The sequence below is a fragment of the Rathayibacter sp. AY1B5 genome, from assembly GCF_002932795.1.
Classification (GTDB): domain Bacteria; phylum Actinomycetota; class Actinomycetes; order Actinomycetales; family Microbacteriaceae; genus Rathayibacter.
In genome coordinates this window covers 41,277-53,243 of record NZ_PSWM01000008.1, presented here as the reverse complement: position 1 = coordinate 53,243, position 11,967 = coordinate 41,277, and the positions used below count along the sequence as shown (strand labels likewise).

Sequence of the window (11,967 nt, the reverse complement as noted above, 5' to 3'; positions counted from 1 at the left end):
ACGACTTCTGGACAGTGGGGAGCGACGGCCGGCGCTCAGAGGGTGGCGAGGATGGCCGCCGCCGCCACCGTGGCGGCGTCCGTCACGGGCGTGTCGATCAGCGAGCCGCGGACGGCGCCGATGATGCTCGCGGTCTTCTCGGCCCCGACCGCCACGCCCACGGCGTGCGGCACGGCCGCCAGGTCCTCGCGGGAGACGCGGACCATCCGGTCGCTGCCGGGGGACTCGAGGGCGCTCCCGTCGGCGTGGAAGAAGCCGAGGCACGCGGAAGCGCACCGCCCCCGGAGGGACGGTGCGCTTCTGCGGCGGATCAGACCGCGACGAGCCAGGTGAGCTGCGAGTGCGGCTCGACGATCAGCGGGCCCAGCTCCCTGTTGAACTCGGCTCCGTAGTCGGCCGAGATGTGCGCCTGGAAGGCGTCCTCGTCGCGGTAGACCTCGTAGACGAAGAACCGGGCCGGATCGTCCTCCCGGCGGTAGGGCGTGAACTCGACGTTCCCCGGCTCCCGGCGGACCAGGACGGCGAGGTCGGCGATCATGCCGGCGACCGTCTCCTCGTGGCCGGGCTTCGCCGTGAACTCGGCGTAGAGGATGCGGGCGCTCATGCCGTCGCCGCCCCGGTCATGATCGCGACCGCGTCGGTCATCGAGTGCGACTGCGGGGTGATCGTCGCGGCCTTCTTGCCGAGGCGCTGGATGTGGATCCGGTCGGCCACGTCGAAGACGTGCGGCATGTTGTGGCTGATCAGGATGACCGGGATGCCGCGGTCGCGCAGGTTGCGCACGAGCTGCAGCACCTGGTTCGACTCGCGGACGCCGAGGGCGGCGGTCGGCTCGTCGAGGACGACGACCTTCGAGCCGAACGCGGCGGCGCGGGCGACGGCCACGGCCTGGCGCTGTCCTCCGGAGAGGTTCTCGACCGGGACCGTGACGTCCTGGAGCGTCGAGATGCCCAGCTCGGTCAGCTCGGCGCGCGCCTCCTTGCGCATTCCGGCGGTGTCGAGCATCCGGAAGACGGAGCCGAGGATCCCCTTCTTGCGCTTCTCGCGGCCGAGGTACAGGTTCGAGGCGACGTCGAGCGCCGGGGAGACGGCGAGGTTCTGGTAGACCGTCTCGATGCCGGCGCCGCGGGCGTCCTGCGGGCGCTTGAACGAGACGGGGCGGCCGTCGAGGAGGATCTCCCCCTCGTCGGGGATCTCGGCGCCGGTGAGGCACTTGATCAGCGTCGACTTCCCGGCGCCGTTGTCGCCGATGATGGCGAGGACCTCGCCGGGGTAGAGCTCGAGGCTGACGCCGTCGAGCCCGACCACGCGGCCGAAGGTCTTGACGAGGCGCTTGGCCTGCAGGACGGGGGTGCGGGCGGCGGCGGGAGCGGTGCCCGCGGCATCGATGAGGGTCACTTGCGAACCTTCCGGATCCACTGGTCGACCGAGACGGCGACGATGATGAGGACGCCGACAGCGAGCGTCTGGTAGAGGACGTCGAGCCCGGCGAGCGAGAGCCCGTTGCGGAAGACGCCGACGATGAGGGCGCCGAGGAGCGTGCCCCAGACCGTGCCGCGCCCGCCGAAGAGGCTGGTGCCGCCGATGACGACCGCGGTGATCGAGTCGAGGTTGAGGTCGGCTCCGGCGTTCGGGCTCGCCGCGTTGGTGCGGCCGATCTGGATCCATGCGCCGATGGCGAGGATCGCGCCGGCGGCGAGGTAGACGCTCATCAGGACGCGGTTCACGCTGATGCCGGCCAGGCGGGCGGCCTCCTTGTCGTCGCCCACAGCGTAGACGTGCCGGCCCCAGGCGGTCTTGCCGAGGATGAACGCGACCACGATGTAGACGAGGAGCATCAGCAGGACGCCGTAGCTGATGCGGACGCCGAGGATGTCGAAGGTGCCGCCGGTGGAGGGCAGCAGGGCCGGCATGTCGGTGCCGCGGACCGTCGAGCCGCTCGAGTAGAGGAGCGTCAGCGCGACGAAGATGTTGAGCGTGCCGAGGGTGACGATGAACGGAGGGAGCCGGAGCTTCGTCACGAGCAGGCCGTTGAAGGCGCCGGCCGCGAGGCCGACGATCAGGCCCAGGAGCAGGGCGACGACCGCCGGGAGCCCGTTCTCGGTCGCGGTCTGCGCGATGACCATCGAGGTGAGGACCATGACCGCGCCGACCGAGAGGTCGATGCCGGCGGTGAGGATGATCAGCGTCTGCGCGACGGCGAGGGTGCCGACCACCGCGACCTGCTGCGTGATGAGCGAGAGGTTCGACGGGTCGAGGAAGCGGTCGTTCAGGAGCCCGAAGACGATGACCGCCAGGACGAGGACGACCGCCGGGCTGACGGCCGGATAGCGGTGCAGGACTCCGCGGACGCGGTCCAGCGGCGTGCGGCGGTCGAGGAACTCGCTCGCGAGGTCGAGTGCGGAGGTCGGCGGATTCGGGTCGGTGGTCTTCTGAGCCACGATGGCCTTTCTGGAGTCGCTGGGAGCGGGAGGAGGAGGGCGGGGCGCCGGAGCGCCCCGTCCGCGGTGGGCTACTCGCCCCAGCAGATCCCGGCGGCGTCGTCGGAGGTGATGCTGTCGAGGCCGTCGACGGGGGTGTCGGTCACCAGCTGCGAGCCGGTGTCGAAGAAGTCGAGGCCCTCGCTGGTGCTGGGCTTGGTGCCGTCCTCGGCGAGCTGGGCGATCGCCTCGACGCCGAGCTGGGCCATCTTCACCGGGTACTGCTGCGCGGTGGCGCCGATGAGACCCTCCTTGACGTTCTTCACGCCGGCGCAGCCGCCGTCGATCGAGACGAGCAGGACGTCCTTCTCCTTGCCCGCGGCCTGGAGGGCCTGGTAGGCGCCGTAGGCGGCGGGCTCGTTGATCGTGTAGACGACGTTCACGTCGGGGTTCTTGGACAGGAGCGTCTCCATGGCGGTGCGGCCGCCGTCCTCGGCGCCCTGAGTGGCCTCGTTGCCGACGATCTCGTAGTCGCCGCCGCTGTAGCTGCCGGTCTTCGCCTCGTCGCCGTTGGTCTGGTCGTCGGCGACGTCGATCCCCATGCCGGTGAGGAAGCCCTGGTCGCGGTTGTAGTCGACCGAGACGACCTTGTCGTCGAAGAGGTCGAGCATCGCGATGGTCGCCTTCTTCCCGTCGAGCTGCGCGGCGGTCCACTCGCCGATGGCCTCGCCGGCCTTGAAGTTGTCGGTGGCGAAGGTGATGTCGACGGCGTCGGCGGGGTCGGGCGCGGTGTCGAGGGCGATCACGAAGAGACCGGCGTCGCGCGCCTTCTGGATGGCGTCGACGACGGAGGGGCCGTTCGGGGTGATCAGGATGCCCTTGTCGCCCTTCGAGATCGCGTTCTCGATGGCCTGGATCTGGGTGTCCTCGTCGCCGTCCTCCTTGCCCGCGGCGAGCGTGAGGTTCACGCCGGCGGAGGTGGCCGCCTCCTTGGCGCCGTCCTCCATCGCGACGAAGAAGGGGTTCGTCGTCGTCTTGACGATGAGGGTGACGCCGACGCCGTCTCCGCTGCCGGCGGTGGAGCCGGCGTCGGACGAGCCGGGACCGGAGCTGGAGCAGGCGGTCATGCCCAGGGCCGCGAGGATCGCGACGGAGCCGAGGCCGATGTACCGGGTGAGGCGAGGGGAACGGTTCGTCATTGAAAGTCCTGTTCATAAGGCGGGAGCAGCCTCCCGACAACGATGTCAGAGGTAGGTCTATCGGGTTGCTGGCGCTAAGGTCAAGCGATCCTCCAGAAAGCGAGACCAGACCGTGACATCGTTGTCAGATCGAAGCGGCGCCGGTGCAGGCCGCCGTCCGACCATGAAGCACGTCGCCGCTCTGGCCGGCGTGGGCATCAAGACGGTCTCCCGGGTCATCAACGGCGAGCCGAACGTGTCGGCCGCCACGATCGAGCGGGTGCAGGCCGCCGCCTCGCAGCTGCAGTACCAGCCGGATCTGCACGCCGGGAACCTCCGCCGCTCCAACGGGCGCACCAACACCCTCGGCCTGCTGGTCGGCAGCGTGGCGAACCCCTTCTCGGGTGCTCTCCACCGTGCCGTCGAGGATCTCGCGAACGAGCGCGGTGTCGCGGTCTTCGCCTCGAGCCTCGACGACGACCCCGCCCGCGAGCGCTCCTCGGTGAACGCGTTCGTCTCGCGGCGCGTCGACGGGCTCATCCTGACCACGGTCGCGCCCAGCCAGGCCTACCTGGGCGTCGAGGTCGACCGCGGCACGCCCGCCGTGTTCGTCGACCGCATCCCCTCGGGCATCACGGCGGACGCGGTGATCACCGACAACGCCGCCGGCATCGCCCGCGCGGTGGGCCACCTCGCCTCCTTCGGGCATCGCCGCATCGCGTTCCTCGGCGACCGGCCCGAGATCTTCACCGCGCAGGAGCGGGAGCGCGGCTTCCTCGAGGAGATGAGCCGCCTCGGCCTGCCGGTGCCGCCCGCGTACGTGCGCCACGGCGCCCACGACGAGCACGCGGCGGAGGAGATGGCGACCGCTCTGCTCGACCTCGAGGTGCCGCCGACCGCCATCGTCGGCGGGCAGAACCTGATCACGATCGGCGTGCTCGCCGCGCTCCGCCGTCGTGGCGCGCACCGAAGGGTCGCCCTGATCGGCTTCGACGACATCCCCCTGGCCGAGCTGCTCGAGCCCGCCGTCTCGGTCATCGCGCAGAACCCCGCGGTCATCGGGCGGACGGCCGCCGAGCGGGTGTTCCTCCGCCTCGACGGCGAGGACGACCCGGCGCAGACGTTCGTGATCCCCACCGAGCTGATCGCCCGCGGCTCCGGCGAGGTGCCCTGCCCCGACTGAGAAGCGGTGGGACGGGATCTGATCTTTCTCGCAGGCCTCTCTTGAATTGTCCGGAGGACAGTCCGTAGATTGCCCAGCAATTGACAACGTTGTCACTCGTGACACGCGCAACGAAGGGCGTTCTTCCGTGCTTTCTCCTCATCGCTCGCTCCCCCGGCGCAGCGGCCTGGTGGCCGTTGCCGCCGCGCTCTGCCTCGTCGGCGGCGGGCTCTCCGTCCCCGCCGTCTCCGCGGCTCCGCTCGACCGCGCCGCGGCACTCGACGCGGCCGCCGAGACCTACCGACCGGCCGTCCACTACTCGCCGACGAAGAACTGGATGAACGACCCCAACGGTCTCGTCTACTACGAGGGCGTCTACCACCTCTACTACCAGTACAACCCGCAGGGCACGCGCTGGGGGAACATGAGCTGGGGCCACGCCACCAGCACCGACCTCACGCACTGGACCGAGCAGCCGCTCGCGATCCCGGGTGACGCGGAGTCGGACATCTTCTCCGGCTCGATCGTCGTCGACAAGGACAACACCTCCGGACTCGGCACCGCCGAGAACCCGCCGCTGGTCGCGATGTACACCGCGGCCTACAAGACGGGGGAGCAGGCGCAGGCCCTCGCCTACAGCACCGACGCCGGGCAGACCTGGACGAAGTACGACGGCAACCCCGTCATCGACCGCGACCAGAACGACTTCCGCGACCCGCACGTGTTCTGGTACGACGGCGGCACCCCGGAGTCGTCCTACTGGGTCGTCGTCACGGTCGAGGCGGACGACCACAAGGTCCTCCTCCACAAGTCGACAGACCTGAAGAACTGGACCGAGCTCAGCGAGTTCGGCCCGGCGAACGCGACCGGCGGCGTCTGGGAGTGCCCCGACCTCTTCCCGCTGGCGGTCGACGGCGACCCCTCGAACGTCAAGTGGGTGATGGTCGTCAACCTCAACCCGGGAGCGGTGGGCGGCGGCTCCGGCGGGCAGTACTTCGTCGGCGACTTCGACGGCACCACGTTCACCTCGGAGTCGACCGTCGGCTCCGACACCCTCCCCGAGGGCACGACCCTCGCCGGCTTCGACGACGGCACCTACAACGGCTGGACCGTGGACAACGAGCCCGGGAACTGGAAGAACGGGCCCTTCGCCTCCACTCCCGCCACCGGGCCGATCGACGGCCAGCAGACCGTCACCGGCTTCGCCGGGACGGGACTGATCAACGGGTTCAACGACGGCGACTGGCCGGTCGGCTCGATGGAGTCGCCCGACTTCACGGTGGACCAGGACCACCTGAACTTCCTCGTCGGCGGCGGGAACCACCCGCACGTCGACGGCACGCAGCTCGCCAACGACCCGCCCGCCGGGAGCGAGCTGCTCTTCGACGGCTTCGAGTTCCCGGACCAGCAGGGCCTCGCGGACAACGGCTGGGCAGTGACCGGCGACCTCGCCGGCGGCACCAACCCCTCGACCAGCGGCGGCGAGTTCTTCCTCGGCCAGAAGCGGATCAACACCTTCGACGGCGGACCGAAGGGCGACGACAACCTCGGCACTCTGACCTCGCCGGAGTTCACGATCGACAGGAGCCACGTGAGCATGCTCGTCGGCGGCGGCTTCCGCCCCGAGGGCGACCCCCAGACCCTCGAGGTGCAGCTCGTCGTCGACGGAGAGGTCGTGCAGACCACCGCCGGCACGAACGACGGCGCCCTGAACTGGAAGAGCTGGGACGTCTCGGCCTACCAGGGGAAGGCGGCGCGGATCGTCGTCGTCGACGACGCGACCGGCGGCTGGGGTCACCTCACCATCGACCACGTCGTGCTCGCCGACGCTCCGGCGCAGGTCCGCTCGAACGAGACGAGCGTGAACCTCGTCGTCGACGGGGAGATCGTCCGCACCGCGACCGGCAGCGACAGCGAGTCGCTGGACTGGACGAGCTGGGACGTCGCCGACCTCGCCGGCCGCACGGCGCACCTGCAGGTCGTCGACAACAACCGCGCCGGCTGGGGCCACATCCTCGCCGACCAGTTCATGCTGTCCGGCGAGCCCGCGCAGAGCCGCCTCGTCGACTACGACTGGCTCGACTGGGGCCGCGACTACTACGCCGGAGTCACCTTCGACAACGCGCCCGACGACAAGCGGATCATGATCGCGTGGATGAACAACTGGCAGTACGGCGAGGCCGTCCCCACCGGAACCTGGCGGGGAGCGATGGCGCTCCCGCGCGAGCTCTCCCTCGAGACCGTCGGCGGCGCCCCGAAGCTCGTGCAGAAGGTCGTCGATCAGACCGCGGCCCTCGAGCGCGGCGACGAGGCGTTCACGCTGGGCGCCACGGACATCGCCGACGGTGAGACCGCACTCCCGGCCGCGGCCGAGGGCAGCGTCTACAAGCTCGACGCCACCTTCAGCGCCGGGGACGCGGACTCCTTCGGACTCTCGGTCCGCAACTCCGCTGACGGCTCCCAGCGCACGCCGATCACCTACGACGTCGCGTCCGGTCAGCTGAGCGTCGACCGCACCCGCTCGGGCGACGTCGGCTTCGACGCCGACTTCCCGTCGGTCGAGACCGCGCCGGTGGCCCTCGACGACGGGAAGCTGCACCTCGAGCTCTACGTCGATCACGCCTCTGTCGAGACGTTCGCGCAGGGCGGCCGCGCGACGATCACCGACCAGGTCTTCCCCGATCCGAGCAGCACGGGAGTCTCGCTCCTCTCCTCCGGAGGGACGGCGCGCCTCGAGGGCCTGACGGTCACTCCGCTCACGCCGTCGATGTTCACCGACCCCGCGGCGGTCGCCTCGCTGACCCCCGCGGGCACGGCGCAGACCGTCGAGACCGGAGCGGCGATCATCGGCCTCGGAGTCACCGCGGCGAACGCGGCCGGCGAGCCGGTGGCGGGCGCGGACGTCGCCTACACGATCGAGGGTCCGGCCCGCTTCGCCGACGGAGGCACGACCGCGGCCGCGACGACCGGCGCCGACGGCTCCGCTCCGCTCCCCGCGGCCACGGCGGGTCCCGGCACGGGTGCCGTCTCGATCACCGCGGTCTCGGGAGGCGTCAGCCGGCTCCTCCCCGCCGTCACCGTCGTCGCCCCGGCGACCCGGGTCGACGTCGACGTGACGATCACCGGCGTGAAGCGCGGCGGCTCGGTCGTGCTGACCGCCACCACGACGAACGAGGGGAGCACGCCGGTCCGTCTCAGCATCCCGACGGCCTTCGGTGAGCTGAAGGTCACCTCGCTCGCGGCGGGCCGCACGAAGACGGTCTCGGTCGACACGCACCTCTCGCGGGTGCCGTCGGGCTCGTTCCGCGTGACGGCGACCGCACCGGACGGGACCCGGGAGACCTTCCGGGTGGCGTACCGCGGCACCGGCGAGTAGCGGCGACGGAGGGGGCGGCGGTTCCGGGCTCGACCCGGGGCGGCCGCCCCCTTTTCCGTGCCCGCTGCCGGATCGCGCGTCCGTAGACCGCGTCCGGGCGCCACACCCGGTCGCGGGAGCCGCCGAAGGACGGCCACCGGCCCGGTTAGGGCTCCTCCTCGCGCCGCCCGGTACCCCGCCGCTGCAGCCCTTTCGCTCCGAGCGCGGCGCCCAGGATGAGGATCGGGCTGCCGATCAGGAAGAGCCGGTCCGACGACGCGGGGAACGCGGTCATCAGCAGCCAGAGGACGACGAGTGCGGCGGCGAGGACAGCCCCGAACAGGAGCCAGGGGCGCAGGCGGCGAGTCCCTTCCTCCTCCGACATCAGAAAGGCGCCGATGAGCGGAGGCCGGGAGCGGTCGTCCGGCTGCGAGGAGCCACGCCGCCGGTCGCTGCCGTCCGCGCCGGGAGGAGTCCGTTCATCGCCGTTCCGATCCGGGCCCCGCCGAGGTGATCCGCCGAGCGGGAGCCGGTGGACCCGAGGCCCGTCGCTTCCCACCGGATCACGCCCACCGGGTCCTCCTGCCCCGCACCGACGGCGGTCACGAGGACGGCGGACGTGATGCCCGCGACCGTAGTGCTGACGCCATGTCGGGGACAAGGCTGTTCCACCGCAGGGCGCCGCACCCCTGCGGAGACCGGCCGGCTTGTGGCGCACGCAGCGCGCCACCCGCGCATCCTTCGGCCGACCGCGCCGCCGCGTCTCGCTCCGCGAGTGCCGGATCCGATCCGTCACGAACGGTCGCCGCGCGCGGCCGGAGGCGACCGTTCGTGACGGATCGATCGCGGGCCGGGGGTGCGCGCGGGGAGCTCCGGGCGCAGCGGGGTCGTCAGGCGAGCGGCTCGCGGTCGCGCGTCAGCGGGGCGGCCCGCAGCGCGCGCAGGTAGATCCCGTAGCGCCGCAGCTGGCCGGCCGACGCCGCGGCGCGCCCGGATCGCAGCCCGGACAGCCGGTACACCAGCACCCGCGACGCCATGCCCGCGAGCACGACCGCCCGCCAGAACTGCTGCTGCAGGTCCGAGCGCGCCATCCGCCAGCCGTAGAGGTCGAAGAGGTTCACGATCCAGGCGGTGCCGACGCGGCCGTCGACGCCGCTCGAGGAGCCGCCCATCGCGTGCAGGGCGTGCAGGCGCGGATCCAGGACCACGCGCAGGCCCTCGGCGCGCAGGCGGAGGCAGATCTCGACGTCCTCGGCGTACATGAACCAGCGGTCGGTGAGGCCGCCGATGCGGTCCCAGACGGCCAGCGGGATCATCAGGCAGCCGCCGCTCACCCAGTCGACGTCGCGCGGCCTGCCGTGCAGGTCGGCAGCGAACAGGTAGTGGCCCTCGAAGGAGGGGAAGCGCCGGCCGAGGCGGGAGAGGCCGGTCTGGTGCAGGAGCATCCGGCGGACCGTGGGGGCGTGGCCGGCGGCCACGATCACGACGTCCTCGCCCTCGTTCTCGAGGAGGGGGGAGACGGCGCCGATCGTCGGATCGCTGTCGAGGAGTGACGCGAGCGAGCCGACGACCTCCGCCGAGATCTGCGCGTCCGGGTTCAGCAGCAGCAGGTGGCGGCCGGTGGCGTGGGCGGCGCCGAGGTTGACGGCCCGCGAGAATCCGGCGTTCTCGGTGTTCTCGACGACCCGGACGTCCGGGTACTCGGCGCGCAGCACGGCGACGGTCTCGTCGCGCGAGAGGTTGTCGACCACCAGGATCTCGACGCTCTCGTCGCGGCCGGCGAGCGCGTCGAGGCAGGAGCGGATGACGCCGATGCTGTTGTAGGTGACGATCACGATCGACACGGACGGCCCGCTCACGGCAGCACCGCCACCATCGCGGCGCGCAGCCGGGCGACCACGGCGTCCCAGCTGTAGTACTCGAGCACCGGAGCCGGATCGAGCTGTTCCGGCGGGTCGGCGACGAGCTCGCGGATCGACGCCGCGATCGCCGGCACGTCGCGCGGGTCGACCAGGCGGGCGTGCTCGCCGAGGATCTCGCGGAACACGGGGATGTCGCTGGCGAGGATCGGCGTGCGGCAGGCCAGGGCCTCGAGGGTCGGCAGGCCGAAGCCCTCGTCAAGGGTGAGGAAGAGGAACAGCGCGGCGTTCTCGTAGAGCCAGCGCAGCTCCTCCGTCTCGATCCGCCCGAGCAGGCGCACCGAGCCGTCGTCGAGCGCGGCTCGCACGGCCGGGGGGAACTCGGTGCGCACGCCGGAGGCCTCGCCGACGACGAGGAGCGGGAAGGAGGGGGAGAGCACCCCCGAGGCGAGAGCGGCCTCGATCGTGGTCGCGAGGTTCTTGCGGGCGTTGAGGCGGCCGACGGCGAGGAGGAAGCCGTCGAGGCCGTCGACGCCGGCGGGCGCCACGGGCTCCGCGGCGGCGAACGCCCGGTTGAGGCCGAGGCCGACGGGCACGGCGCTCGTCGCGGCCGACGTGCGGACGATGCGGCGCGACTCCGCGACGCTGCTCGCGATGACCACATCGGCGCGGCGGACGCTGAGCGGCATGAGCGAGAAGTAGGCGCGCTCCCTCCGGGTGAACCACTCCGGATTCGTCAGGAAGAGGAAGTCCTGGATGAACACCGCGGACCGCCCCGTCAGGGGGGTGAAGTTGTGCGCCAGTGTGATGTCCGGACGCAGCCGGAGAGAGAGAAGGGCGAGTTCGAGAATGGCGCTGATCCCCTGCGGCCGGAGTCTTGTCGGCACTATCCGGGCGAGTCCCGCTAATTCCCGTCTCGCCGTCTCCACCCCCGTCAGGGGGACGGCAATGACAAGTGAATCCTCAGGAAAGAGTCTCGCCCAGGAGAAGGTGATCTCTCGCATGACCTCACGATTGGAGATCGGGCCGCGAATCCACCAATTACCATCGAGCAGGACCCGTAGGGATCCTCGGTGCGAACCTGTGCCGGGCATTCGACCCCTGTCTGGGAATGGGTTCTCGTGGACGTCCCGACTGTAGCGAACGGACTCCTGCACCGGACGCCCACGAGTACCGGCCCGAGGGCCGCCGCACCGAGGAGAGGGCCCCATGAGAGCTCGACGCCGCACTGCACTCGTCCGCTGGGCCGTCGCCGCGCTGGGGGCGGTCGTGGTGCTCAACGCGGTCGTGGTCGCCCAGACGCAGGTGGGCACCGACGCGACCGCCGACTTCCTCAGCTCGGTCACCGCACTGACCAACATCCTCTCGGTGGCCGCCTTCGCGATCGCGGGCCGGAGCGCCTGGAGATCCGCGAGATCCGGGGGCAGGAGGAGCGCCGCGGCGCACGGGGAGTCGCGATCTGTCACCGCGATCCGCACCCTCAACACCGCCACGCTGCTGAGCATGTCGGGCCTGTTCCTGGTGATCTACGGGCCCACCGTTCTCGGCGACCCGGCCCAGCTGAACCCGAGCACGGTGGTGCTGCACGTGCTCGTGCCGGCGCTCGCGCTGGTCGAGCTGCTCGCCGTCCCCGGCACCCGCCCGGTCGACCTCCGGCTGGTCTGGGCGGTGATGGTGTTCCCCGTCCTGTGGTTCGCCTACACCTTCGTCCGGGGCGCTCTCACCTCGCGCTACGTGTACGAGTTCCTCGACCCGGAACTCTCCGGCGGGGACCGGATCATCATCGGGATGACTGTCCTGATCCTCTCGATCTTCTTCCTGATGGGTGTCGCGATCCTGTCCCTCCAGCGGTGGCGGACGGCGGTACGTTCGCCGCTAGTATGAGCGCCGATACCCGCCTTCGGGGGTGCGAGTAGGCCGTCGAATGAATGCTGTGCACCGTCGCATACGCCTGGTATTGCGACAGCAGATCCGATACGGCGATCGCCTGTGT

11 protein-coding genes are annotated in these 11,967 nt (G+C 71.1%); 3 read left to right on the top strand and 8 right to left on the bottom strand.

Annotated features, from left to right (window positions below; genetic code table 11):
- Nucleotides 1-35 precede the first annotated feature (35 nt).
- The 5 genes from C5D44_RS07300 to C5D44_RS07280 form a co-directional block, all read right to left on the bottom strand.
- Nucleotides 36-311: a sugar-binding domain-containing protein gene (locus tag C5D44_RS07300; RefSeq protein WP_258067910.1), complete on the bottom strand. Its 276-nt coding sequence runs from the start codon at nt 309-311 to the stop codon at nt 36-38.
- Complete coding sequence (locus C5D44_RS07295; RefSeq protein ID WP_104250283.1) at nt 311-604, bottom strand: putative quinol monooxygenase; 294 nt, start codon at nt 602-604, stop codon at nt 311-313. The genes C5D44_RS07300 and C5D44_RS07295 overlap by 1 nt, the downstream gene beginning before the upstream one ends.
- A complete protein-coding gene (locus tag C5D44_RS07290; protein ID WP_104250284.1) occupies nt 601-1,398 on the bottom strand; it encodes an ATP-binding cassette domain-containing protein in 798 nt (265 codons plus the stop codon). The genes C5D44_RS07295 and C5D44_RS07290 overlap by 4 nt, the downstream gene beginning before the upstream one ends.
- Nucleotides 1,395-2,441, bottom strand: coding sequence for an ABC transporter permease (locus C5D44_RS07285; RefSeq protein WP_104275536.1), 1,047 nt, complete (start codon nt 2,439-2,441; stop codon nt 1,395-1,397). The genes C5D44_RS07290 and C5D44_RS07285 overlap by 4 nt, the downstream gene beginning before the upstream one ends.
- A gap of 71 nt (nt 2,442-2,512) precedes the next feature.
- Complete coding sequence (locus tag C5D44_RS07280) at nt 2,513-3,619, bottom strand: substrate-binding domain-containing protein (RefSeq protein ID WP_104238959.1); 1,107 nt, start codon at nt 3,617-3,619, stop codon at nt 2,513-2,515.
- 163 nt (nt 3,620-3,782) lie between these two features.
- Between C5D44_RS07280 and C5D44_RS07275 the strand changes: the two genes are divergently transcribed.
- Both C5D44_RS07275 and C5D44_RS07270 read left to right on the top strand, forming a co-directional pair.
- Nucleotides 3,783-4,781 (top strand): LacI family DNA-binding transcriptional regulator, encoded by a 999-nt coding sequence (locus C5D44_RS07275; protein WP_104275537.1) that lies wholly within the window; start codon nt 3,783-3,785, stop codon nt 4,779-4,781.
- A gap of 127 nt (nt 4,782-4,908) precedes the next feature.
- On the top strand, nt 4,909-8,136 hold the full coding sequence (locus C5D44_RS07270; RefSeq protein WP_258067903.1) for a GH32 C-terminal domain-containing protein: 3,228 nt from the start codon (nt 4,909-4,911) through the stop codon (nt 8,134-8,136).
- Between the two features lie 145 nt (nt 8,137-8,281).
- Here the strand turns inward: C5D44_RS07270 and C5D44_RS07265 are convergent, their stop codons facing one another.
- From C5D44_RS07265 to C5D44_RS18000, 3 genes are all read right to left on the bottom strand, one after another.
- Entirely contained in the window at nt 8,282-8,500 is a 219-nt protein-coding gene (locus C5D44_RS07265; protein ID WP_104281277.1) for a hypothetical protein, read from the bottom strand.
- A 505-nt stretch (nt 8,501-9,005) separates the two neighbouring features.
- Nucleotides 9,006-9,959: a glycosyltransferase family 2 protein gene (locus tag C5D44_RS07255; RefSeq protein ID WP_181118466.1), complete on the bottom strand. Its 954-nt coding sequence runs from the start codon at nt 9,957-9,959 to the stop codon at nt 9,006-9,008.
- A gap of 11 nt (nt 9,960-9,970) precedes the next feature.
- Nucleotides 9,971-10,738, bottom strand: coding sequence for a glycosyltransferase family 1 protein (locus C5D44_RS18000; protein ID WP_181110129.1), 768 nt, complete (start codon nt 10,736-10,738; stop codon nt 9,971-9,973).
- A 445-nt stretch (nt 10,739-11,183) separates the two neighbouring features.
- On the opposite strand from C5D44_RS18000, the gene C5D44_RS17995 reads away from it, so the two are divergent.
- Entirely contained in the window at nt 11,184-11,858 is a 675-nt protein-coding gene (locus tag C5D44_RS17995; RefSeq protein ID WP_181110131.1) for a Pr6Pr family membrane protein, read from the top strand.
- Nucleotides 11,859-11,967: the final 109 nt, after the last annotated feature.